Source organism: [Clostridium] saccharolyticum WM1, from assembly GCF_000144625.1.
In the GTDB taxonomy this organism is placed as follows: Bacteria; Bacillota; Clostridia; order Lachnospirales; family Lachnospiraceae; genus Lacrimispora; species Lacrimispora saccharolytica.
Window position 1 is genome coordinate 3,858,949 of sequence record NC_014376.1, and the last position, 25,982, is coordinate 3,884,930.

Consider the following 25,982-nt stretch of genomic DNA (forward strand, 5'->3'; position numbering starts at 1 on the left):
AAGCAGGACGATCAGCGTTCCATATCCATATCCTTGTTTTCTTCAAACAAAAGCTCCGTAGTATGCTCCTGAAAGGTTTGCAGAATCTCCTTGATACCCTCCGGCAGCCTACCCTTAGAAATATGAATGTCACCGGAAATATCGGCAGTATAACAATAGTCATAGGGAAGATACCTTACGGTAATTTCACCGGCAAGAGCTTTCGGCAAGTCGTTATTCCCCTGTGAGATCACGCCATACTTACAGAGAAATTCTGTCTGGCAGTGTTCGCCGGAGGATGAGAGGTCTATGCCCAGCAGAGCAAGGGCAATTTCTCCGGTTTTCTTTCCCTGTATCACGCCGGGAACCACGGCATAATCCTCCTGTATATCGCCATGGCCGCAAACAAGCCGGGTATCTCCATACTGCTCCAGCATAGCCGTATGCAGGCGGTTCAAAATCCCTTTCGCATACGCTTTTTCCTCCGTTTGGTAGGAACGGTCAAGCTCGTCGTAGTCGATAAAAGGTAGGATATGTGCATTGATATAGTCAATATAGCTATCCAGCTTACTTTGATTTTCTTCCATACTATCTCTCCATTCCGTCATTGCCGTCCCGCAAAAGCCCAAGCATACGCATAACATCCTCAATACTGTCGCTTGCGGAGGGCATAATCTTGATTTCACATTCAACATGGTGGGCTTCCTCATCGGTGTATTGCTCCGGCTCCCGAAAACGCTCGGTGTAGTAGCGGAGCTGCTCATCATTCAGAGAAATATCGTTTCCGTTTTCATCTCCAGCGCAGATGAAAAACGAACCGCAGATAATATCTTTGTTGTCAAGGCGACGGTTTCCGGGCATACCAATCAGCTTGCCTTCCTCATTGCAGTAGAGGTGGCAACTCAGTTCCGGCAAGGGAACAAATTCAATACAGCCGTCCACCAATTTCTGCATAGCCCGATAATCATTTTCAATTTGCTGGGTATAAGGGGCTTTCCCCGGCTCCACCACCAGCACACGGATTTTATTTCCCTCCGGTTTCTGTTCAGGCTGGATGATATGAAACTGATCTTCATTTGGTATAAGCGCAAGTGAACGCCCATTCTGCCATGCCATGTGTAGCTGCCCTTGGTCATCAACGTGCTTCACCACGCCCTGCAAGCCGTCAGGCATATCACGCTCTCCTTCCATGTGGTCAAGCTGGATGCGTGTGTCGGGCGGGTATTTCTTTTTAATCTGCTCCACCTGATAAGGTTTCAAAAATCCCTGCATTGTGACCTCCTTTTCCCAAAAAGTATAGGGGCATCACCATGGCTGGCGATGCCCCGAAGCAAATGTTTTACTTATTCAAAGTGATATTCCACCGTATAGGTAATATTGGATTTGTTATACATACACGAGTGGTTGGTATAATAGTAAAATTCCAGCTTGGAATATACGCCGGGTGTTAAATTCCGGCTGAAGGATATGCCATTGCTGGTCGTCCCATAGTCAAGCTGATCCCACGCGCCGGTCATTACATTGTATCCACGCACTCTACCATAGTCTTGCCCACTGTGACCGGAAACGGGAGGTACATTAAAGGTATAATTTGCAATGGTCGCCCCCTCAATCCCGTTCTCGTTGATGGTAGAATCGGGACCAGTCAACATCATACCACCGCTGCCATTTGCATCCATGACAAAGAAAACAATAGCTGCCCATGGCGATTCTGTACCAGTGCTATCAACGGCTTTTACTCTTACAGTGTTTTTGCCGAGGGGGTAGGTAGCCGTCTGTGACGGTCTGCCCTCCCAAACATAGGTGATACTATCTCCGTCCGGGTCAACACTGCTTGCGGTGATGGTAACAGGCGTTCCTGGTACAACGCTATTTCCGCCCGGTGTTCTCGTGATTTCAGGACGGGTCGGCGCAGAACTGGAAATGCTGAAGGTCACGGCTGCCCAATCGGAAACACCGCCATAATTGTCTTTCGCTCTTACCTTGACAGTATGCGTACCAACAGGATAATAACGGTCAGCGGTCATGTTCTGATACTCGTAAATAACAGTATCGCCGTCCGGGTCGGTGCTGCTTACGGAGAAATTCACAAGGAAACTTCCACCCTTGGCTGTTCTCGTCACGCTGGCAGAAAAAGCAGGCTTGCCGGGCGCGGCATTGGCGACAGTAAAGGTTGCTGATGTCCAATCAGAAATACCGCCATAGCTGTCTTTTGCTCTTACTTTGACGGTATGCGTTCCAATGGGGTAATAATTATCGGCGGTCTTACCCTCAAACTCATAAATGACCGTATCCCCATCCGGGTCGGTGCTGGCGGCAGTGAGGTTCACCAAAAATTTGCCGTCTGCATATGTCCTTGTCACACCAGCGGTCAGGGTCGGCTTGCTGGGTGCGGTATTGGTAATCGTGATAGTTTGGGTGCAGGCAAACACTCTGTCCAGTTCATCTGTGATAGATGCGGTGAGCTGATAGCTTCCGGCTGTATTCACATGAACCGTACCGCCGCCGTTGCCCAGCGTCCCCTTAAAGAAGTCGGAAACTGCCACGGCTGCGCCATCCTTCGTTGCCGTCCATACAATACTCTTGCCGTTCAGATTGATGGAGCTGCTCATGTTGACAACAAAGTTTTGCCCTGTATGAATTGCCGCTGGCATAGAGAAATCGCAGTTGTAAAGGGGGAAAATACTGATCTGTCTGCTGGCGGTAAACATCCTGCCCAGCGCATCCATCATGGTTGCGGTCAGACGGTATTCACCATTCCCGATAAAGCGGATTTTACCGCCCTGTGCATTGAGAGAGCCGCTGACAGCCTGCTCCAAAGGAATGACCGTACCGTTTTTCATCAGCGACCATTCTACCGGCAGCACGTTATTGTTTCCCCTCGTTCTGACCTCGATCTGCGTATCGGTATGCCCGGTGGCAGGAAGTTCAAAGGAGAGGGAAAGCACCGGCAGGACTTCGATTTTTCCGCTGTTAAAGTGGAATACTCGTCCTGTGGCGTCTGTCACCCGTGCCTGCAAATCATATACTCCCGCACGTTTGAAGTGAATGGAGCCGCCCTGATTGCTGAGTTGGCCGTCGATGTAAACCGCCCAATCCTGAAAGCCATAAGTATTGTCAACATACCATACCGCTGTCAGCCCCTCCATATCGGTAAGGGCAGTATCAACCGTCACCATATCATCGGTATGAACGGCGGCAGGCAGATTGAACGCCATGCCGGGGATAGGATAAACCTTGACAGTCTTGCTGTCCTCAAAAGTCCTCCCGGCCTCATCGGTTACGGCTGCGTTCACTGTGTAACTGCCCTTTTCTAAAAAACGGATAGAACCACCCTTGTCGGTCAGTTCATGCTCCGGCTGTACCGGCACATTGCCTTTCGCCATGCTCCAAGCCACAGGCAGGGAACCGGCGTTTGACAGCTTGACAGAAGCCGTTGCCCCCTTATCCGTGTGGGTTTCCTTGGTAAGTTCCATTGCAACCGTGATGACGGGATAAACCTTAACAGGGGCGGTATAGGTAAAGCTGCGGCCGGTGCTGTCGGTAACAGCCGCCTGTAAAATATATTCGCCAATCTTGTTAAAGCGGATTTTGCCCCCCTCATTGGTGAGGGTTCCGTCAAAGCCGTCTTCCAGTGTGATTGGCTTGCCGTCCTTCGCCAAGCTCCATTCAGCAGTCAAGCCGTCTGCTTCCTGAAAGCTGGTCTTGACTTCCACGGCTGTGTCGGTGTGGGCCTGAGGGGGGATATAAAAACCTGTTTCCGCAACAGGATAGACAACAATGCTAGACAAATGGCTGTATTCTCGTCCGAGGGCATCAATCAGGGTAGCTTTCAGCGTATAGGCGCCTTTCTGCTTAAACCGTACCGTACCGCCCGCATTGGTCAGCTTGCCCTCCAGCACGGAGGTGGCAGGGGTAATCTCTCCATTGTAAAGTACCGTCCAGTCAGCGGTCATGTCCTGCAATTCAGAGGACACTACCTTTATTTCAATGGGTTTATCGGTGTGGGTAGTGGTGGGAAGTTCAAACGCAAAGGCTGCCACAGGGTAGATTTTAATATCCGCTTTTCCGCTGAACACCCTGCCAGCCTTATCGGTAGCTGTGGCGATCAGGCTGTAATCTCCTTTGCCGAGGAAACGCACTGTTCCGCCCGAATTGTCCAGCTTGCCCTCCATACAGTCGGCCAGGGGGATTTCCTCCCCATCCTTGGTTGCAGTCCATACAAGTGTGAGATCTCCCAACTCCTTGGTGTTCACAGCAACGGTGACGGGGGTATCGGTGTGGGCGGCGACAGGAACCTGTACGCCGATTTCTACAATGGGATAAACCGTCACATCAGCTTTTCCGAAAAATTCCCGGCTGGTTTCATCGTAGGCGGTAGCCTTCAGGATATAACTGCCCTTATCCTTGATTTGAATGGAGCCGCCATCATTGGCAAGGGAGCCTGTTACGGCTTCCTGCCATTTCACCTCGCTGCCATCCTTGTAGATATGCCAGTTTAATTGCTGCTTCACATTGTCAGAAAGCGTAGTTTTTACCACAAAGGATTGATCCGTATGGGCGGTTTTGTCTGCCCCCACCTTGATTTCAAAAGTGGGATGTATGGTAATGGTCTTGGTAAAGGTATAGGTACGGTTTCCATGATTTTTAGCGGCAGCGGTCAATAGATACTGCCCCGGCTGGGTAATGGTGATGTTCCCGCCATTCTTATCAAGCGTGCCTTTCAGAAAATCCCCCTGCGGGGTATCTTTTCCGTCCTCGGTAATAGTCCAATCCAGCGACTTCACGTTGCGCAGCGTGGTCTTTACCTCAAACTCCATATCCGCGTGACTGTACTCAGGGATAAGGATTTCTACCACAGCGGCGGGATAACTGGTACTGCCGCCGCCTGAACCGCCACCGCCCGGTTTGTCGGGCGTACTTGGCTTTTCTTCCTGCTTCGGTGGCTCAGTGGGCTTTGTCGGCTTCACAGGCTCACTTGGTTTAGGGGTTGGAGTAACCGGTGGCATGGTAGGGTCGGCAGGCTTTACCGGCTTGGGGGATACTGGCGGTTTCTCCGTGGGTTTTGCAGGGGAAGGCTTAGCCTTTCCCTGTTCCATATCTTTGCCACCGTTCTCGATTTCCTCCGGGGGTGCATCATCAATCAGATTGCCGGGGTTCCCTTGGTCGATTTTGGGGATTACAATTTTATCGTCAGGGGTGGGAACCGGATTGCCGCTGTCCGTCACAGCAGGAAGTGACGGGTTTTTCTGCGAAAGCTGAATAGAGCAGCTTACCAGCCCGATAATAAAAATAATCAGGGCGATGATGGAAAGCACCACCACCGCCCGTTTGGTTTTGGGATTCATCTTCTTTTTCATTCTCTATCCTCCATCTCAATTTGATGTTCCTGCTCCAAAGCAGGCGAGATTTCCGCCTTTGACATGGCGCACTCTGCTTTATGGATAATGCGATCCAGCAGGGGAGACTTTTCAGGATGGTTCTCCATCCCTGCCTGTACCGCAAGAGAGCAGATTTCCCGCATTTCCTCATGGGAAAACAGCGGGGTGCAGTCCTGCTTGAAATATTGCAAGGTGTCCCGCTCCTCGGCTGTCATGCCGAACAAAGCGCCCCTGTAATGGTGTTCTTGATAATTTTCTCGGTCGGCAATCAGCTCCTTGGAGCAATCCGGGGAAAGGGCATAGCAGGAAAGACCGTTTTTCACCGCCTTTTCCGCATCCAAAGGACCGGTTAGAACCAAATCATCGGCGGTATAGCCATAATCATGGAGCCGGTCACGATCCAGCCGTTTCACATAATCATCAATCCCCATCGGCTCGGTGGCGTCCCAAAACAGTCCGTGTGCTTCTATGACCGCACGGGCAAACTGAACGGAGTTTTCCACCTGAAATGCAATTCGTTCCACTGTACCGTAGCGCTGGGCGATAGATTGATAATTCTCGTCATATTCCTGATAAGAAAAGGTGCGCAAACCGTTGGGGTTCTTGAACACTACTTCTACGGCCGCCGGTTCAAAGGAATGGGTGCAGAGATAGTCCAAGTGCTTCTGATAATCTATCTCCACAATATCGCCCATAACCATTTCATCCCGCATACCTTTCAGTTCAATCCAAAAGGTTTTAACGTGTTCGCTCCTATTCCCGGCGCCGTAATAATTCCATGTGTTATGCGCATTGGTTCTGCGGATATAGACCTCTGGTTCTGCAAAGCACCATGTTCCGCTGCCCCGGCTCATCCATAGAAAATGCCGTTGGGCATTACGGTCATTGGCGGCCGCCCGCAGTTTTTCCATATCGTAATTGAAGTCCGTTTGATAATAGTCGGTGTTATGCTCCACAATTTTTTGGAGAGTTTCCAGCACATCCACATTCAAAAAATGGGCGTTCCCATACAGGTGGTAGCCTTGCCCCTTGAGTACCTCACGCAGATCCGCCATGATTTGTTCTCTGGAGCCACGGACAGAGCAGCCGTTATGCCGGTTTCTGTCTGCAAAATCTTCACCCATATCAACCCGAAACAGGCGTAAACCCTTGCTTTGGGGGAGGACAAAGTTGCATACCGATTCCGGCTGATAATCGACGGAACGGATTTCCTCAAAAACCCGGCGCATATCGCCTTCCACAACAGGTGTACCTTGCCGGATTTGCCCTAACTGGTCACGGGGCATGGTGAGCGTCCACAGGGAATAATCGTCCGGGCCGAATTTGGTAATGGTATTGATTTGGCTATATTCCATGTTCAACCTCCTGTTCCGGCGCGGCTTCTTGCGCCATACTCTGCTGGGGCAGATTGCTTTCCAGTTTTTCTATGACGGCCTGCAATTCCTTTTCGCTTTCAAAAGTCAGGTCATCGTCATGCCGTCCACGAAATACGCAGGAGGCATATAAGACCGCCATTTCATCCTCTGAGAAAAGCCGGTTTTCGTCAAGCAGACCGGAACGCACGGTAAAATCCCCCAGCGCCCCCTGATAATTGGTTTCATAGTAATGCCCAAGGTTCACTCCGGTGCGGTCATAGTCGTACTGCCATGTGACAAAGCGGATTTCATTATCCTTGGACTGCTTGGCGGCAAGAAGATGATTTCCAAACTCTGAAATCAGCCGAAAATCACGGACCCCTTCACAATCAAGCGGTTTTGCGTTCAGGTATAAATCATAACGCTCTTTTAGGTCTAACAGCAGATTGTGCAGTTCCTTACGTTCCGTCACAAAAGGGCTGTCCCGCCTGAAACGCATGGCGCCGGTCTTTTCAAATTTGCAGATTTCCTCCTGATTCCGAAAAGCAGACAAAAGAAGCTGCGGGTCATGCTCCGCAGCTTCTTCACGAACAGAATACCCTAAGACTGATGCTTTTTTCTTGAAAAGCTCGGCCAGTTCCGGTGAAATATCGTGTTTCAAAAAAATCCCTCCTATCTTTCAAATTCGCTTTCATCTTCATTTTCCGATGAATATACGGATACCTTCTCAGGCTCAAACCCCTGCTCCTTGATGTTGGTAAACCACTGTGACATGAAATCCTTCAAATCACGCACCCTTGACGGCGGCACGTTGTCCGTATCATAAAAAAGCCCTATATCGTCCTGTAAGAACGATGTAGGGTGAATGGAACAGGTTTGTTTGTCAATGGTATAGGTAATCTCAGGGTCACGCATGGAATCACCATTTTGTCTGTAATAATGGGCAATACTGTACTCATCACCGCCTATGGCTTCCAGCACCAAATCCTCAAAGCCTTCGCTTTTGAGCTTCATATAATAGGCTTCTCCTTCAAGGATAGGACTTGCGAAAACCGCCAGCTTCCGATACAGCCGCTGTTCCAAAGTGAGCTGTGCAGAGGGCGGTGTAGTTCTGACGGGCACACCTTCTTCACCGTCCTGCTCATAATTCATTACATCCGTATTATCCTCATCCGGCTCTAAAACAGGGTCAGGGGTATCCTTAAATTCTAAAGCAAGGTCAAGCTCAACCTTTTTCCGTTGTAACTGCACCAATTTTTCTTCACTGGTAAAGGGCTTTTCACTCTCCAGCTTTGCCGCCTCAAGCTGGCGGTGCAAATCCGCAAGCTCATTCTTGGCGACTTCCAATTCTGATGCAATGCGTTCCGCAAGGTTCTCGATGCGGGTGATGTTTCCCAGCTCCGACTCACCCAATTCTGTGGTATAAGTGCATTTGCCACAGAGCTGGATGCCAACACCATCTCCCATACGGCGTACTAGCCGGACCGGAAAGCCTGCATAGCTGCCCATATCAAGAGTGTCCCCGGTGCTTCGCCCCAGCTTGCGGGAACGGACCATGAAGTGTTCGGCAGCCTTGGTTCGCTCATCATGGAGCCTGCCGTCAATGGTCATTTGAAACTCGGACGGCTTGTTTCCTGTATAGTCGGCAAGGTCAGCTTCCATTCCTGCTATTTTACGCTCGGTTGCGGCAATCTTGCTTGGATAGTGTTTTCCGATTTTGTACTGAAGGTCATTGCGCTGGCTCTGCCATGCGGATTTCAGCACCGTCAGGCGGCTGATCTCGTTATCCGTTTCCATCTTCTCCTTAATTCTTGGGTCGGAGGTTGCAAGGGCCTTAAATTCGGCATACTGAAGCATCGTGCTGTCCACATCCTCACAGGTTCTGAGGGTAGAGCGACCGGTCATAATCTGACTGATATACCGCTGTTTCTGCTCTAAAATCTGCCACAGGTACGCATCGAAGGTATTCTCTGTGATGTAGTTGAAGATGGAAATTTCCTCGTTGTCGTTGCCCTGACGGAGAATGCGGCCGTTGCGCTGAATGAGGTCGGAGGGGCGCCACGGCACATCGAGATGATGGAGCGCCACCAGCTTATTTTGAACATTCATGCCGGTGCCCATCTTCCCGGTGCTGCCCATCAGTATGCGGATTTCACCGGTTCGTACCTTTTCAAAAAGCTGCTCCCGCTGTACGTCCGTCTTGGCATCGTGGATAAAGGCAATTTCCTCCGGTTTTACCCCCTGTGCAATCAGCACCGCCTTGGTAGCCTCGTAAAAATTAAAGCTGCCGTCACCCTTGGGCGTGCCTTGATCGCAGAAAATAAGCTGGGTCAAGCGGTTCTCAGCGGTTTCATGGTAGATTTCAGCCGCTTTCCGGACGCAGACATTGAGCTTCGTATTGGGGTCATCCGGTAAATTCGGGTCAACGGCTCTCGGATCGGTGGACAGCAGGCGGGCTTCCAGCGTGAGCTTCAGGAAATTATCCTCAGAGCTGTCCACTTGGCCGTTGCGGATTTTCTCCGCCCGTTCTCCCAACTCCATTACAAGGCGTTTCTGCTCCGGGGTACATTCCGTTTTGATAACCTGTGGACCGCCGGTTTTCAGCTTTGGAGTAGGCAAGTCCAGCATATCAGCGGTTTTGATGTCTGCAATCATGTGGAACATAGCCATCAGCTCAGGCAAGTTGTGAAACCTTGCAAAACGGTTCTTCATCTGGTAGCCGTTGCCCTCCGGCTTGATTTCCAAGGAGGACTCCACCACGCCAAAGGTACTTGCCCATGCGTCAAACATCAGTAGGCCACGCTTTTCCAGCTCCCATGGCTGCAAGGTCTTTTGCAGGACATACAACTCCGCCATCGTGTTGGAGATGGGAGTACCGGTCAGGTAAATCACACCTTTGCCATTGTTCAGGTCATTGATATACTGGCATTTTTGGTGCATATCCATGGCGCGCTGGCTGCTGACCCCGGTAACTCCGGCCACATTCCGCATTTTCGTATAGGAAAAGTTATTTTTATAGGCATGGGCTTCATCCACAATCAGAGCGTCTACACCCAATTCCTCAAAGTTGATAACACCGTCTTTTTTCTCTGCATTAAACAGCCTGTCATAGCGAAACTGGAGGTTGGACTTGAAAATCTGCATCTGTTTGAGCGTCCAGTCCTTGCCGTCACGGGCTTTTACCTCCGCTATCGCCGCTGTGATAGCCGCCATTTCCGATTCCATAGCCGCAAGCTGGCGTTCTCTGGATAAGCCAATCAGTTCAAAGCTGCTATGCCCCATGATAATGGCGTCATGCTCACCGGTGGCAATCCTGCTGACAAAGCGGCGGCGGTTCTTTCGCTCAAAATCCTTTTTTTCGGCCACCAAAATATTGGCGTTAGGGTACATCTTCATATAGTGAGCCGCCCATTCGCCAACAAGATGATTTGGTACGGCATACAGGGGCTTGTGGACTGCCCCCAGCCGTTTCATTTCATAGCCAAGGCCGACAGCGGCGTAGGTTTTCCCAGCGCCAACCTCGTGTGCCATCAGCAGATTGCCGTCACTGTAAAGCCCATGGGCAATGACATCACTCTGATGCTTACGGAGCTTGATGCCCTCCGCCATATCCGGCATGAGCAGGGCATCACCGCTATATTCACGGGGACGGATGTTATTGAAACGGTCATTGTAGAGCTTTGTCAGGCTTGCTCCACGCTCTGGATCGGCAAACAGCCAGCTTTCAAAGGCCATCTTGATTTCCGCCTGTTTTTCACGGGCCAGAATGGTTTCCTTTTTATTAAGAACGTACTTCGTTTTTTCCTCCCCGGTATTCGGGTCAATATAATCAACCGGGTCTTTGACCTCCACAGGTCGGAGGTTGAGGGTGGTTTCCAGTATTTCGTAGGCGCCCAGCCGTTCCGTACCGTAAGACCGGTTGACTGTTACGGAATTGCTTTCTGCGCTTTTATTAGAAATGTAATAGGCACCGCTGTATTTGGAAAACTCAAGGGAGATACTAAAACGCCCACCCTGATTGCTGGGCGCAGTCTGAAAGGTGTCATACATGAATTGCTGGTAAATCTCCGGGGGAATCCATGTGGAGCCAAGGGTGAAGCTGATGTCCTGCGGAGTCAGGGGAACCGGCTGCACCAGCTTCAATGCCTCTGCATTTCGGCTGAACCGTTCCGGTTCTTCATCCGCTTTCAAGATTGCCGTCATCAGCTTATCCTTGACATAGCCGCTTAGATACTCGTCAGCGGTTTTCCAGCCGGTGTGCGGGTTGCCGGTGTAATCATCGGGGTCTTGGTAAATCTTATCCCCCAGCTCATCAATGATTTCCTCCGGTGTAGCCTTGCGGTGATCGGGATACTGATAGAGCCAGGACATATAGGCAAGGTCAACCTTGCCCTTTACGTTGAGAGATACCATCAGGGCTTCCTCCGCCGAAAACACCGTTTTGGGCATGACCTTGGGCTTGATGGTCGCTTTGTAGAAGATAGCAGTCTTTTCCCATACATCCTTCTGGTCTTTCTTCTCCGCCTCAATGGAACGGAGCAGAGGGGCATTGGAATCCCTTGAAAATGCAATCACATTGGCATATGAATTGAGATACCCCTGCTTTTTGATAAAGGCATCATAAACATGGTTGAGATGGGCGATATGCTCCTGAAGCTGCTTTTCATATTCCATGGTGGGCAGTTCATGGAGGTCTGCATATTCGCTGTTTTGGAAGTCAATCAGACTGCGGATGGCTGCCGTAACCTCCACCATGCCACGAATACGCTCGGCTTTCCGGCCGGTGATGTTTTGCTTATACATCCGAGAGTTTTCACGGTAGTACAGTTCTCCGTCTACCAGCCCATAGCTGAAATTGCGCACATTGGGGTCGGCGGGAATGGATTCGGGCAGCACTTCCTTTTCGCCCTCATATTCGGAGGTGGCCTCGGTATATTCGCCGTCCAGATAGGAAATGGCGCGCTCCAACCGTTCATTCAAGTCCTCTCCGGCTATCGGGTGGCAGGCGGTGGTCTTTTCGTTGCCGAACATGGACTCGTCAAACACCATCTCACCCAGCACCATTTCCGGGTGGTCAATAAAATAGGTGTTCACGGGAACGCCGTTTTGGTCTTGCTCTACGGTCAGCCAAGGACTGCTTTCCTCGTCCGGCACAATTTCCCGTTCCCGCTTTTTCAGAAGGAGAATGTCTGTGGTGGCTTCGGTTCCGGCGACCTGCTTGAACGCATTGTTCGGCAGGCGGACTGCTCCAATCAACTCTGCTTTCCCGGCAATATAACGGCGCATACTGGAATTTGCTTTATCCATGGTAAATTTGGAGGTAACCAGCGCCATCATGCCGCCCGGACGGACCTTATCCAGTGATTTTGCGATAAAATAGTCGTGAATGTGGAAGTTGTGTTTATTGTATCGGGGGTCATCCACCTTGATGGAGTTAAACGGCACGTTGCCCACCATCATATCGAAAAAATGGTCAGGGAAAGCCGTCTTTTCAAAGCCCATCACCTGAATATCCGCATTGGGATAAAGATGTTTTGCGATCTGTCCGGGGATGGGGTCGATTTCACAGCCGTAGAGCTTGGAGGACTCCATGCTGTCCGGCAATACGGAAAAGAAGTTGCCCGTACCAAGGGCGGGGTCTAAGATATTACCGCCCCGAAACCCCATGCGCTCCAACCCTTTATAGATATGGCTGACGATGCTCTGCTCCGTATAATAGGAGGTCAGGGTACTTTTCTGTGCCGCCTGCAACTCCTCGTCGGTCAGCAGTTCTTTAATTTCCGAGTATTCTGTTTCCCAGCCGTTTTTATCCGGTGTCAGCGCATTTGCAAGGCCGCCCCAGCCCACAAACCGGGCAAGGGTAATCTGTTCCTCCGCAGTTGCCGGGCGCCCTTGTGCTTGCAGCTCCTTGAGAAGCCGAATGGCTGCAATGTTGTTTTTGAATTTGGTTTTCGGGCCGCCATCGTAAAGATGATGGTCGGGGGAATAACGGTAATTAAAGCCTTCACCCCAAGCACGGGCATGGAAATCATCCATAATGGTACGGTTGTACTCATCATTGGACTGGTTGACAAGGGTGGCGGCTTGGATGGCAGCCTTTGTTTCTTCCGAGAAATCACCACTCTGTACGCTTTCTACCACCATGGTAGCAATCTCGCCATTTGTGTAATGGTCTTTTAACGGCTTACAGTCCGCAATAGCTGAAAGCGGCACACGCTCGGTAATTTTTAGCCCATTCAGATTTTTAAGCTGTGCAATATCTCCGATCTCTACCGTGCGCCCATCGTGCAGGAATTTAACGATTTCAAACACACGGTCATGGTAATAAATGCGGTCACCCTCCTGAAAAGGCAGTTGCACCAGCTCCATGGAGTTTCCATCAATCAGGTCGTCGTTGCTGTCCTCGGCGGCGTCCTCATAGCTGTCCTGCATGACAGGGATTGTATCGAATAGGGTAATCTGCCTGTCGGGAGCCTCCTGCTCTGACACTTCGGGAGCGGGCAAGTACACCGTTTGCCCCTCGGCTTCCATCTCTACTCTATCTTTTTCTGTCAGGTAGCGGTCTTGGCGAATCAGGTCGGAAATGCCGCTTTCCACCTGATTCCATGAAAGGACTTCGTGCAGTTCCAGCGAACCAAGTCGATAATCAATCGCCAGCCCCTTGGGGGTAGATTCCAAATGCCATTGGTCGCCATTGGGAGATTTACTGTAACTGCCGTAGGAATTGTATTCCTTCCGAATAAATGACACACGATCCTTTTTAGTAGGCATGGACAGCATAATCTGAAAAATTCGTTGTCTGCCGCCTTGTGTGCCGCTGCCATACTGGAGGTATTCGTCAATGATTTTTTGTCTATCCGTTTCAGACAACTCGACAGACGCAAGCGGTTTATCAGGACTATTTTCATCCTCGTTTGTAAAGCCCTGCATTTCCTCCTGTTCATCGGGGATGGCATAATCGTCAATCACGGTGTCTGCGGAGCTAAACGGATATGCCCCGGTCAGAATCAAACGGTCAATCCGGCTGACGAGCGTGCCATAGTCCTCGGTGAATTGCTGACCCTTGATTTCAAGGGTTAATCCATCATCGCCTGCGGTGAGATATAGATGCTCTCCAGTTTCCGTGATGTAGTCGGTATCCAGCTTGCCATAAAAGGCTTTCAGGATTTTGGCTTTCGTAGTCTGCTTGTGCCCACCCTCAAAGAATTTATGGATTTCCGCTGCCCATTCCCTTGTGTCAGGGGTAATATCATCGGCACACAGCACCACATCAATGAGATCGGAGATTTCTTCCTCGTCCAGTGCAGGAACCTGTTCAGGGGCTTCCTGCACGGAAACAGGTTCAGGTGGTTTCGATGTAGGCGGGACAGAAAAAAAGCCGCCCACAGACGGCTGTTTACCATCTGTGGGCGGCTCTGTTCTTTGTGTTATCGGGGTTGCAGTATCAATTCGCCGATCACGATTTCCTCCGCTGTGTCGGTTATCATGCCCATGTGGGCGGCTCTCTCCATCGTGTCCTCGGTGTCCGGCATCGGCTGTGCGGTCAGAAGCTCCTGTATCAGCCGTTCCTTGCGGCTCTCGGCTTCCTCGTCCACTTTCAAAATCATCTCGTTGATTTTGCCCTGTGCTACCAGCTCCGACAGGCGGTGCGGGTGGTTCTCCAGCATGAAGTTCTTCCACAGGTTCCCGAATCTGCCCACCGGCATCTGATCGGTTTTCTCGTTCTCCGAGATTTGCAGTTCGGGGTAGAGCAGACCGTCCTCGGCCTGCCGGTAACTGAGGTTCATTAACGGTTCGGTTCTCATAAATTTGGCTCCTTTCGATTTTAATTTGTTGGATTTCCTGATGGATTTCTCTCAATATGGGTCTTGCAAGGGAAACCGTGCAGCTTCCCATAGTCATAAACAGCTCCATGCTGTTAAAGTGGCTGATGTTCTCAAAGGTGTGTTCATCAAACATCTCAGTGGAAAGCCCACATTTGCAAAACATGGTATAAGCTACGCTGTCGGTGATAAGCTCCACAAATTCCGCTTTTACCGCTTCAATAGGCGCATCGTAGAGTACGCTGCTTTCGTCACGCACCTTGAAATTTTCCATGTTCTGCGGTAAAACCTGACGAACCCGTTGCTGTACCATCTTATACAGGCACATTTCGATGCTGGAGGCTGGGGTATTGTACTTTTCGTGAAATCTCGCCATTACGCTGGGTTTATACTGATCTTCCAACTCCCAAAGGTAGCTCATAACCTTTTTGAAACTCTGCTCACTGCCATTGGTGTCCATGAAATCAAAGAGATACTTCAAACTTGCTGTGGGGTTTGTCATGTCGATGACCGCAATGCCTTTTGCTCCTGCATTGATATTTCGGTCAATTCGCTTGTCATGCCATTCGTCAAAGGTGGCAAGCTGGGTTACATCAGGCCGCTGTGCGTAAACGAGTACCGCATTATCAAAGGAACGCTTGTAATACCTCGCCACACAGGACAGCAGACCTTTCCACTCCACAGGATTTTTCGTGTATTCCTGTACCGACTTTTTATATAGGTCGGCAAGTAGGGTCGCCTTACTCAAGCTGTCACCTCCGATTCTTGATTTTCAAAGTACAGTGCCAAAGCCTTATCAATGACTTCCTCAATTTCCTTTTGGGTCTGTTGTGCGGTAAAATATTTGGAGATGACCGCAGGCTTGATTTTGACCGGCTGTGGCTTGTTGCTTTTGGGTTTGCGTGTTTTTTCCCCTGAAAGGATTTGCACAATGGCGGTGTCAGTTAGCTTTCCAGCCTTGTAGTAGCCGTGGAACAACTCCGCCTTTTTCGTATCTAACTTGAAGCTGTCGGACTCCATGAGGTCGGCAATTCTCTGCTGTTGTGCCTCGTCCTCTACAAAAGAGAGGTCATAGGCGGCAAGAAAGGCAATCTCACCACTATCAACACGGAAAATGAGAGGTTCAATCAGGTTTGAAATACGGATGTATTTCGCCACTTTGTCCCTTGAAAGCCCATAATCCTGACCAAGTTTTGCGTCTGTTCTAAACCTCGTCTGAGGTTCAGCCAAGGTTTCATTTTCGCTGGTATCCTGCGGGTTTAAGAGCATTTCAATCTCTGCCAAAAGATCGTTTCTTTTGCCTTGGCATTTCATGGCTTCATAATGCTGTGCAAGACAGTAGGCACGTTCCGAATGGCTCATATCGGAGAAAGAACGCTGGCGCAGATTGGTTTCCGTCACGATCAGGACGGCATCCTCATAGGTCAGATTTTCTCTGATGATAACGGGACCTTTTGCAAACCCGGCAAGCTGGGCGGCATTTTTACGATTGTGTCCGCTGAGAATGATATATCTCCCATCCTCAGTGTACCACAGGATAATGGGGAGCAGAATTCCAAACTGGCAGATACTGTCCACCATATCTGTGAGCTGCTGTCCCTCATAGAGCTTAAACCTGTGATTTGGAAAGGACTCCATCAAACTGAAATCCATATCCACGATACCGACCTGCACAGGAGCAGGGGCGGTATCGTGCTGAGTTTCTATACCCAGCATTTCATCAAAATCAATTAAGGGCGCCTTGGGTTTTGGTATCGCCATAGGTTAAACGCTCCTTTCCGCAATTTTACCATGTCCACCCGAAAGCAGTTCGTCCGCAAATTGCCCATAGGCGATTGCCGCAGGGTTTCCCGGCAGAAATTCACAAATGGTCTGATGGTGAAGCACGGCTTCCGCAACCTTGATGGATCTTGGAATATGGGTCTTGAAAATAGGAACCTTGTCCGCAAAACCACGCTGAATCAGTTCGTTTACCTGTGCCGAAAGTATCGTGTTGGGGGAATCCATGGTAATCAAAATTCCTTCAATACGCAAGCGGTGGTTACTGTTCCTCTGAATGGCCTGATGGTGCTTTAGCAGTTCCGCAAGTCCTTGGGCGGACAAAAGCTCCGCCTGCGTTGGGATGATAATGCTGTCGGCACACATCATCACGTTAATCATCGGAGTACCCATTTGCGGCATACAGTCGATGATGATGTACTCATAGCTATCCTTGATGGTGTCAATATATTGGGTCAGAATCCTCTCTCTGAAATCTACATTGCAGAGATTGCGTTCAAGGGTGAAAAGCTGGGTATTGGATGGGATCAGGTCAACACCACACCCGGTCTTGATGATATAGCTTTCGGGTTCGGGTAAAGGCTCGTCCTCAACCAGTTTGCGTAACAGGGTGTTAATTGTCACCTCCAGTTTATTGGGGTTCTTCACGCCAAAGATAATACTGGAATGCCCCTGACCGTCAAAGTCAAGCAGGGCGGTACGGTGTCCTCTCTTGGATAGGAGATAGGCAAGGGTGGTAGCCGTGGCTGTTTTGCCCACTCCGCCTTTCTCGTTGATAATTGCAATGATTTTTGCCATCGGCGCGCTCCTTTCTTGGGTAAAAAGATTTTGGATAATGGGTAAATAGGGTAAAAAAATTGGACTAAGATTAGCGAAAACCCTTTGATATAGCGGCTTTCACTTACTTAGTCCAATTATAACAGAGTCACCGGTCGGACCCGTTGGGCCAATATCTCCCTGGGGACCCGTCGGACCGGTCGGGCCGATTAATCCTTGAGGGCCCGTTGGGCCAGTATCTCCCTGGAGACCCGTCGGACCCGTTGGGCCGATTAGTCCTTGCGGGCCGGTCGGGCCGGTTTCTCCCTGGGGACCCGTTGGGCCGGTTGGACCGATAGCTCCCTGGGGACCCGCTGCACCCGTTGGGCCGATTATTCCTTGCGGACCGGTCGGACCTGTTGGACCGATTAATCCCTGCGGGCCCGTTGGACCCGTTTCTCCGTGGGGACCCGTTGGGCCCGTCGGACCGATTAGTCCTTGAGGTCCGGTAGGCCCGGTAACTCCCTGGGGACCCGTTGGACCGGTATCTCCCCTCGGACCGGTCGGACCCGTTGGGCCCAAGGGGCCGGTGGGGCCTGGACAGCCACGGGGGCCCATGGGGCCTTGGGGGCCGGTCGGGCCTGGACAACCTCTTGGACCCATGGGCCCCCGGCAGCCAGATGGACCTTCCGGCCCCACGTCACCTCGTACTCCCTGAGAACCTCTTATACCTTGCGGACCTTGCGGACCTTGAGGACCCTGCCGGCCCTGTGGTCCCGGCGGCCCTGTAGGGCCTGTTGGGCCGGAACAACAGCTCCGTCTACAACCACTATATTTTTCTGAACACTCCTGTCTTGTCACTGCCGGGTCCCTTTCATAACCATCACTGTGATTTTGCATATTTTGACACCCTTTCTGAAATCCTTACAGGAACATATTATAATATCAGAATTAACACGTTCCGGTTTTTAAGGACAATTTGATTTCTGCGCAGCAGCAATAATATTATAATTGCTTTTTAACCGCTCATTATCGGGCGCATATTGAAGAGCACACTTTGCATGTTCCAGGGACTCCTTTGGCATACCCAGCCAAAAAGCAGCTATGGAGCAATAATCATCCGGAGTATAGTCCCAGGAATATCCCATGTTGACAAAGGTTTTCGACTTATCTTTAATCTTCAAGGCTTCTTTCGTTAAAAAATACGCCATTGCCCAGTCTTTTAATTCATAGCACATTTTAGAAAACTCCACATAGGGATCTCGTATATCCGGTACTTCTGCAATGGCTTTATAATACCAGGTATATGCCCCTTTGAAATCTCCAATTTTATAACAGGAATTGGCAATCCAGCGCATTGCGGCACATCGTTCATCACTCCAAACAGCAGACGGCAAAGCAAGATATTCCTTAAGGGTATCAATGCTTTTTTTCCATTGGCTCTTGTACATATATTCTCTGCCAAGATAATACCGCATCCTCTCATCCTCCGGGGCTTCTTCTACAGCAAGCTCCAAAAGGGGAAGATAAGAACCACGGGATTTTTCAGGGTCCGGATAATGGCTGAGAACCATACCTTCGATATATACGGTTTCAAGGGGCAATTTTCCTATATACTGGAGATATTCATGGACCGGGCATTTCCAGATGAACCCCTTCCGGCTGTGCACTTTAAAATAATAAAATTGAATATTGGGAGTCCCATCTTCCTTAAGGCTCCAGTTATATAAGTACCTTCCTGTTCTTGCGGTGGGTATGGACGCTCCCGGCTTTTTGCTAAGCCACGCTTCTTCAAGCTTTTTACGCCAGCCCGGCTCAAATAATTCATCCAGATCCGTACAGACGCAGATGTCCACGTCCTCAGGCACATGATCCAGGGAAAGATTCCGCGCCACATCAAACCTCCACGGCTTTACTATGTCCACATATACAACCGCGCCCCGTTCTTTCAGCTTTTCAACAGTCCCATCTTCAGAGCCGGTATCTGTGACCACAATCAAATCAGCCTCACTCATGGAGTCCATCCATTTATCGACAAATTGAACCTCATTTTTACAAATGGTATAGACACAAACTTTTAGCTTCATGAGTATTCCTCCGCTTGTTCCTGTTTTTTTATCCTCTCTTCAATAAGCAGCAGATTATTTTGCAGCCTTTGGTTGGATGGATCTATGGCAAGGGCTTTCTTGGCATAATCCCTGGCTTTCTCGTACAGTCCCATATTAAAAGCACTGATGGAGCCATAATCATATAGGGCATATCCCCAGCTTTCAGGATCTACCAGATAGCTCCCTGTGTTTTCTGTGATCGTTAAACCCTTTTCTGCCATGGCATAGGCCATCGGCCAGTTTTTTTCCTTATAACCTGATTTTACCAATGCAAGATAAGGTTCCCGCACATCCGGGCATTCTGCCAGAGCGCGGAAAAGCCACGACCTGGCCTCTTTCATGTTTCCCGTTTCTTCATAGCACCGCGCGATAAACCGCATGGAAGCACTTCGTTCCTCACTCCATTTAGCGGTTGGAAGGGATAGATGCTTTTTCAGCATTTCAATCCCCTTATCAAACTTTTTATGATACATATATTCTCTTCCAAGCCAGAACATTGATCTGTCATCAAGTGGATTCTCCTGGACCGATAACTCCAATAGAGGCAGATATTGGCTTCTGGGTTTTGACAAATCAGGATAATGATTCAGAACCAGCCCTTTGATCCATGTGATCTTTTCTGAATCTGCACCGGTATATTCCAGGATCTCGTGTACCGGATGTACCCAGCGGTAATCATGGCGGTTGTGAATCTTTTCCATGGGATACTGCTTTTGGGGTGTGCCGTCAGGATTGCAGGCAAATGTAAATAAGTACCGTGCACGAGTGTGTCCCGGTTTCCATATGGATTCCAGCTTTTGTCTCCAGCCCGGCTCAAAGACCTCATCTAAGTCGTTTGAAACACAGATATCCGCATCCTCAGGGACATGACTTAATGCCACGTTACGGGCCGTGTCAAATCTCCACGGCGATATGGTCTCTTCATAAACAATGGCTCCTCTTTCCCGAAGCCGTTCAACCGTATGATCGGTTGAGCCTGTATCCGTCACAATGACGGCATCGGCTTCGCATACAGCATCCATCCAGCGGTCTACAAACTGTTCCTCGTTTTTACTGATTGCATATACGCAAATTTTATATTGGTTCACTTCCACCGGCTCCTTTAGACATTTTTAATTGCTATATTTACTATACTAAATTCAGTATATGCATCTTGTTGCTTATCTTGTGAAGAAGGGGGGCTGCATCACTGCATCCCCCCCTAAGTAATTGCTTTTAATGATTCGCCTGGCCATAGGTCTTGAACTTCTCCATCACTTCCTTCATCTGTTCGTCATTTAAGATGACAGGGTTTCCCAGACACATTGCTTTATATTGGACTTCTGCCAGAAACTCCAGATTGCATGCAAGACCATAAGCGCTCTTAAGATCACTGCCGCATACAATCTGTCCATGATTTCCAAGAAGTACTGCCTTGCCGTTTCCACAGTACTTTATAGACTCTTCCGCCAGCTTCACCGTCCCGAATGTGTGATACGGCACGCATGGCACTTCAGCCGCTCCGGCATCGCCTATGACGTAATGAACCGCCTTTACAGGCAGATTTAAAGCCGCCAGGACCGTACAATACATGGAATGGGAATGGACTACCGCGCGGGCTTCCGGTTTATCTCTGTAAAAAACCGAGTGAAGCGCCCACTCGCTGGATGGCTTACGGCTTCCATCAACGATATTAGCTTCCAGATCCGTAATCACCACGTCTTCCGGACGAAGGTCCATATAATTTATTCCGGAAGGCGTAATAGCCATCAATTTTTTCTCCTCATTATAAATGCTTAAATTACCACTTGTTCCCGGCGAAAGTTTCTCCTGGCTCATTCTCTTTCCATATTCAACAATTAATTTTCTTTCATCTTGTAATAACATTTTTATCCTCCTAAAATCAGCCCTCTCCCCGGTCTTTATGGAACCTTTATGTCTGGCGGATCTTCGCAATCCGCAACCCTACTTGATTTGGTTAAAATATGCATTTAAATTCAACGGAGCAAAAATCCCCTTGTCCGTTACCACACCATCACAAAGCTTGGGCGGAGTGATATCAAAAGCCGGATAATATCCCTTCACACCCGGCATAGTTACCCTGGTCCCCATGGCCTCCAGGACCTGGTCCGGATCACGTTCTTCGATTCTGACCGTATCTATGGTCTTATGAGCTTCGTTAGGTTCTCCTGTTGCATAATAAGGAATCCCCCAGTAATTTGCCATAAGTGCCATCTGAAATGTACCCACCTTGTTGACTACATAGCCATCCATGGTAATAACATCCGCAGCGGAAGTAAATACATCAACCTTTTTCTCCTTCATGGCATATCCTGGCATGTTATCAGACACAACTGTTACATCAAACCCCATATCACAGGCAACACTGGCCGTCAAGCGTGCTCCCTGAAAATATGGACGTGTCTCTGCACATATCATCTTAATTTCATTCCCTCTGTTACGACATTCCCGAAGGGCTGTTCCAATGACTGTTTCTGCAAAACAGATGGTCATAACAGTTCCATTCTTTGGTATCTGGTCAGCCAGATAAGAACCTACCTTACAGTATTTCAAATAGTTATTGTTTATATAATGAAACGCATATTCCTGCATGGCATCCACAAGCTTCTGCCCGGTTTCCCCGGCCCTGACTTTCTCCCTTACGATTGTCATGGCTCCATCCGTGATTTTCACCATAGCGTTCACGGTTGTCGGACGGGCATGAGAAAGCGTATAAGCAGCATGTTCCATATATTCTTCCACATCTGCCCTGCCGCTCTTCATAACTTCATAAGCGGCAAGTGCCATTCCCATGGCAGCTGCAGTATAAGGACCCGCACTCTGGGTAACCATATCTGCAATGGCCTGAGCCACCTCTTCATGCTTTCTGCACACTACATATTCCGCTCTCACCGGATAAATGCGCCGGTCTAATATTCGTACCTTTCCGTCTTCATACCATGCAACATTTTCATAGCGCAGCATAAATGCCAAGCCTTCGTCTCCTCTTTTCATTACTTACTCCTTTCTACTACCGGTACACGCCTTCCTGTCAGCAAAAACGTCACAAAGGCTACATCTTTCCAATTACCTGATGTTCCATGATTTCATGAAACCGATCGGCAATTTCCTTTCCCTGCGAAAGCTTTTCCCTCTCCTTAATCAGGACAATCCCGGTTAAAATCAAGGCCCTTTCTATTTCAATTCGTTTTTCTGCATTTTCCACGCCGCTTACTTCCTCTACCTTCGAATCTCCCACAACGCGGCGGATTATTTCTGTACCTGCATATCCCAGGGTATCAGCCATTATCTTATGAATATAATGATCTTTAAAGCCGGATTTTCTGTACATATCAAATGTAACAATCTTATCATACTTTTTATCTATTTTATCTCTTACCATATCGTAGCACTGGATGACCGTTTCTTCAATCCACTTTAAAAATTCGCTGTTTTCCGGTTCAAGATAAGCCCTGTTCGTCCATGCAAAGAATAGATTGCCAATCACATTTCCAATGTCATAACCCATAGGACCATAAAATGCAAATTCCGGGTCAATGACTTTTATTCCTTCATTATTTATAAAGATGGAGCCTGAATGAAGATCCCCATGAATCAATGCCTGAGCATGGTTCATAAAGTCATCCCGTAATTTCCCCACCTCTCCTTTTAATTCCTCATCAGAATACAGGCAGGATTCCACAAACGTTTCATTTCCCGGTGTAACAATATTGCAGTTGCGTCCTTTCAAATCATAATAAGGCTGAGTAAAAACAAGATCCTCCGAGATATCACACAATTCCACATTGGTAAACAATTTAACCCATTCCTTTTTTAACCCTCTCTCCATAACAAGGTCCGTTGTAGGAAGAAGTGTATCCACCAAAAATGAAGAAATATCTTCCGCCAGGCGGGGAAATGTTTTCCCTAAAAGCATTTCTTTGCGAAGATTTTTATAAGAAGAAATATCTTCCATGGACAAAGCACACATGATTTCATCATACTGATAGACCCCGGGCACATAATCAGGTGCCAGCTTGCCTTGTATTTTCAATATTTCCGCTTCTATTTTATTACGGTGTAAATCCAGGGGACGGCCTGATGCCCTTAACACCTTATCCGCCTGCTTAATGACCAGGGAACGGCCTGTGGCTTTCTCAGATACCCGAAAAACATAATTAATATTGCCATCGCCAATCTCAGACACTGTAAGCTCTGCTTCCGGTCCGAAAAAACAGATAACCTCGGCTGCATACTTCTTAACGTCTTCAAGCTTCATCAAAAAATGTTCCGTATATTTTGTATTCATTCCTATTCTCCTTGCAAATTATTTGCTGCTGCCAAACTGTTTTGGAAATCCGATTACAATAAACAGCACACCAGAAGCAAGCATCAACAGGCAATACCATACATATGGCATGATGGCGGTGGGACTGATCCCGGCCAGACCTCCGGCTACCAGCAACTGTCCCGCATAAGGAAGCAAACCATTAAAAGCAGAAGAAAACAGATCCAGAATACTGGCTACACGGCGGCGGTCGATTCCCTGGGCATCCGCAATATTCCTGGCAATCGGACCGGCAGCAATAATGGAAATCGTATTGTTGGTTGTTGATATATCAAGCAGTGAAACCAATGCTGCTATGCTCAGTTCCCCGCCACGGGCACTTTTTGTTTTATTCGTTAATTTTTCCAGCAGATAATCAATACCGCCGAAATACTTCATCAGTGCCACCATGCCTCCAACCAATACTGCAATCAAGGACATATCTTCCATCCAGGTCATGCCTTCATGCAGAATACCCAGAGACTCTAAGAGATTAAAATCACCGTGCATCATGCCAATAACAAGGCCGCTTAAAATCCCCAGGCCCATAACCGGTATAACGTTCATACCAATCAGAGACAAAACAATGATAACCGCATATGGAAGAATATTAATAACATTAAAATCATATACCTGGGCCGCAACCTCCTTCCCCATGGGAACAAAACTCAATAAGACCAGGTTAATGATGACAGCAGGAAGTACCATAAGGAAATTGGCCCTGAACTTGTCCTTCATACTGACCTCCTGCGTACGGGTGGCGGCGATTGTAGTATCAGAAATAAAGGATAAATTGTCGCCGAACATAGCACTTCCAACCACTACACCGCCAATCAGTGCAACATTGACACCGGTTTTAGCAGCAAGGTCAACCGCCACCGGCATCAGGGCCGAAACAGTTCCCATGGAGGTTCCCATGGAAAAACTCAAGACACAGCCTATCAAAAATAATCCGGGAAGCAGCATTCTGGTCGGCAATATGGTAAGGCCGATGTTTACAATGGAATCCACCGCATGCATATTATTCGCCACGCTGTAAAAAGCGCCGGCAAGAAGGAAAATGATCACCATCAATATCAGGGTATCATCTCCCCCGCCTTTACAGAATATGGTAACCTTATCTGTAAAGCTCACTTTTTCTTCCCCTGGCTTCTGCAGAAGAAATGCCACAAAACATGCAATGGAAATGCCTATCATGAGCGGCATATTATCAAAACTGCCGGAGACAAAACCTGTGGCCAGATACAGTGTTAAAAATACAATCAATGGCATCAAACCTATAATACTTCCTTTTTTCTTTTCAGACATAACTTTTCCTCCTAACGTATTAATGATTGTCAACTTTATGCGTACGCTTTTTTGATCAGCCTTCCCATACATTTTCTCTAATTCAGATGCTAATTTTCCGCATCTGATAAAAAGACCGTTTTTGTGTGGGATGTTGCTTGTCTTTCTAAAGATACATCACAAAACCACATATGTCAATAATATTTGCATATATTTTTTTATTTTAATGTTATTTTTTTATACATATTGTCATTAAACCTTCTTTTAATACGTCATAATACGTCTAAAAACCTCGAAATACTTCAAAACATCACATTTTGCTTGCGTTCTATTTGTATAGATGCTATAATAAAAAAATGATAACAAACTTTATGTAGCGTTTTTTACAAGGGCATTGCCCTTTATTAAAAAAGACCGGAGATTAATATGTTTAAAATTGAGCGACAAGCTTATATTGAAAATGAATTAAAGAAAAATAAAAGCGTTCTTATTTCTGATTTATGCCAGGCTCTTGACTGCAGCATGGAAACCATACGGCGGGATTTAAAAGAATTGGAAGCGGCGGGAAAAGCACAACGCATATACGGTGGAGCTTTTCTACCAGAAGAAAATGATTTAGGAGTTCCCGCAAAATTAAGGGAAACCTTTTTTCCGATGGAAAAGCGGCAAATGGCAGAGCATGCTCTCAGCTTTATTTCAAAAGGAGATGTCATCATGCTGGATGCCAGCACGACCTGCTTAAAGCTTTCCCAGGCAATTCTGGAAGCAGGGCTTCCCATTACCATAATCACCAATTCCTTAAGAATATGTTATATTTTCAACGAGCAGCCCAATGCTGCTCCCCGCATCATCTGCTTAGGAGGAGAACTTCATGCAAAGACCAACTCCTTCATCGGCTATAAAACCACCAATGAGCTTAACGAATACATTGCAGACAAGTCTTTCATAAGCTGCCCCGCCATCGACATGACCTTTGGACTGACCGACAACAATCTGGCATCGGCCATGGTGCGGAAAGGGATGATCGATCACTCCAGAAAACGTTTTTTGATTGCCGATCATACCAAGTTCTATAGCAATGCCTCTGTTTTGATCGCCGGTCTGTCGGTGGTGGATACAATCATTACAGACAAGCCTCTGCCGTCAAGATGGGAAACTGAATGCATAAATAAAAAAATTCATTTAGAGTATTTGTAAGTTGCCTATCA

The 25,982-nt window shown here is 48.3% G+C and carries 15 protein-coding genes; 1 reads left to right on the forward strand and 14 read right to left on the reverse strand.

The window, feature by feature from the left end; genetic code table 11:
* Window positions 1-11 precede the first annotated feature (11 nt).
* The 14 genes from CLOSA_RS17965 to CLOSA_RS18035 all read right to left on the reverse strand — a co-directional run bounded on the left by CLOSA_RS17965 (window position 12) and on the right by CLOSA_RS18035 (window position 24,795).
* Window positions 12-566 (reverse strand): hypothetical protein, encoded by a 555-nt coding sequence (locus tag CLOSA_RS17965; protein WP_013274160.1) that lies wholly within the window; start codon window positions 564-566, stop codon window positions 12-14.
* Between the two features lies 1 nt (window position 567).
* On the reverse strand, window positions 568-1,251 hold the full coding sequence (locus CLOSA_RS21930) for a DUF3846 domain-containing protein (RefSeq protein WP_013274161.1): 684 nt from the start codon (window positions 1,249-1,251) through the stop codon (window positions 568-570).
* A 71-nt stretch (window positions 1,252-1,322) separates the two neighbouring features.
* Window positions 1,323-5,339, reverse strand: a complete 4,017-nt coding sequence (locus CLOSA_RS17975; protein ID WP_013274162.1) for a hypothetical protein — start codon at window positions 5,337-5,339, stop codon at window positions 1,323-1,325.
* Window positions 5,336-6,715 carry a hypothetical protein gene (locus CLOSA_RS21935; RefSeq protein ID WP_013274163.1) on the reverse strand — a complete coding sequence of 460 codons (1,380 nt, stop codon included), beginning with the start codon at window positions 6,713-6,715 and terminating at the stop codon, window positions 5,336-5,338. The genes CLOSA_RS17975 and CLOSA_RS21935 overlap by 4 nt, the downstream gene beginning before the upstream one ends.
* Window positions 6,705-7,376, reverse strand: a complete 672-nt coding sequence (locus CLOSA_RS21940) for a hypothetical protein (RefSeq protein WP_013274164.1) — start codon at window positions 7,374-7,376, stop codon at window positions 6,705-6,707. The genes CLOSA_RS21935 and CLOSA_RS21940 overlap by 11 nt, the downstream gene beginning before the upstream one ends.
* Before the next feature lie 11 nt (window positions 7,377-7,387).
* Window positions 7,388-15,286 carry a DUF6908 domain-containing protein gene (locus tag CLOSA_RS21945; protein WP_013274165.1) on the reverse strand — a complete coding sequence of 2,633 codons (7,899 nt, stop codon included), beginning with the start codon at window positions 15,284-15,286 and terminating at the stop codon, window positions 7,388-7,390.
* Window positions 15,283-16,299, reverse strand: coding sequence for a ParB N-terminal domain-containing protein (locus tag CLOSA_RS17995; protein ID WP_013274166.1), 1,017 nt, complete (start codon window positions 16,297-16,299; stop codon window positions 15,283-15,285). Before CLOSA_RS17995 ends, CLOSA_RS21945 begins: the two co-directional genes overlap by 4 nt.
* Before the next feature lie 3 nt (window positions 16,300-16,302).
* The gene (locus CLOSA_RS18000; protein WP_013274167.1) at window positions 16,303-17,115 is read right to left on the reverse strand and encodes a ParA family protein; all 813 of its coding nucleotides are present in this window, start codon (window positions 17,113-17,115) and stop codon (window positions 16,303-16,305) included.
* Window positions 17,116-18,041: 926 nt separating this feature from the next.
* A complete protein-coding gene (locus tag CLOSA_RS18010) occupies window positions 18,042-19,160 on the reverse strand; it encodes a tetratricopeptide repeat-containing glycosyltransferase (protein WP_013274169.1) in 1,119 nt (372 codons plus the stop codon).
* On the reverse strand, window positions 19,157-20,269 hold the full coding sequence (locus CLOSA_RS18015) for a tetratricopeptide repeat-containing glycosyltransferase (protein WP_013274170.1): 1,113 nt from the start codon (window positions 20,267-20,269) through the stop codon (window positions 19,157-19,159). Before CLOSA_RS18015 ends, CLOSA_RS18010 begins: the two co-directional genes overlap by 4 nt.
* Window positions 20,270-20,396: 127 nt before the next feature.
* On the reverse strand, window positions 20,397-21,047 hold the full coding sequence (locus tag CLOSA_RS18020) for a class II aldolase/adducin family protein (RefSeq protein WP_013274171.1): 651 nt from the start codon (window positions 21,045-21,047) through the stop codon (window positions 20,397-20,399).
* A 78-nt stretch (window positions 21,048-21,125) separates the two neighbouring features.
* Complete coding sequence (locus tag CLOSA_RS18025) at window positions 21,126-22,175, reverse strand: S-methyl-5-thioribose-1-phosphate isomerase (RefSeq protein WP_013274172.1); 1,050 nt, start codon at window positions 22,173-22,175, stop codon at window positions 21,126-21,128.
* 58 nt (window positions 22,176-22,233) lie between these two features.
* Window positions 22,234-23,469 carry an S-methyl-5-thioribose kinase gene (gene mtnK, locus CLOSA_RS18030; RefSeq protein WP_013274173.1) on the reverse strand — a complete coding sequence of 412 codons (1,236 nt, stop codon included), beginning with the start codon at window positions 23,467-23,469 and terminating at the stop codon, window positions 22,234-22,236.
* 18 nt (window positions 23,470-23,487) lie between these two features.
* On the reverse strand, window positions 23,488-24,795 hold the full coding sequence (locus tag CLOSA_RS18035; protein WP_013274174.1) for a Na+/H+ antiporter NhaC family protein: 1,308 nt from the start codon (window positions 24,793-24,795) through the stop codon (window positions 23,488-23,490).
* A 405-nt stretch (window positions 24,796-25,200) separates the two neighbouring features.
* On the opposite strand from CLOSA_RS18035, the gene CLOSA_RS18040 reads away from it, so the two are divergent.
* Window positions 25,201-25,971 (forward strand): DeoR/GlpR family DNA-binding transcription regulator, encoded by a 771-nt coding sequence (locus tag CLOSA_RS18040; RefSeq protein ID WP_013274175.1) that lies wholly within the window; start codon window positions 25,201-25,203, stop codon window positions 25,969-25,971.
* Window positions 25,972-25,982 lie beyond the last annotated feature (11 nt).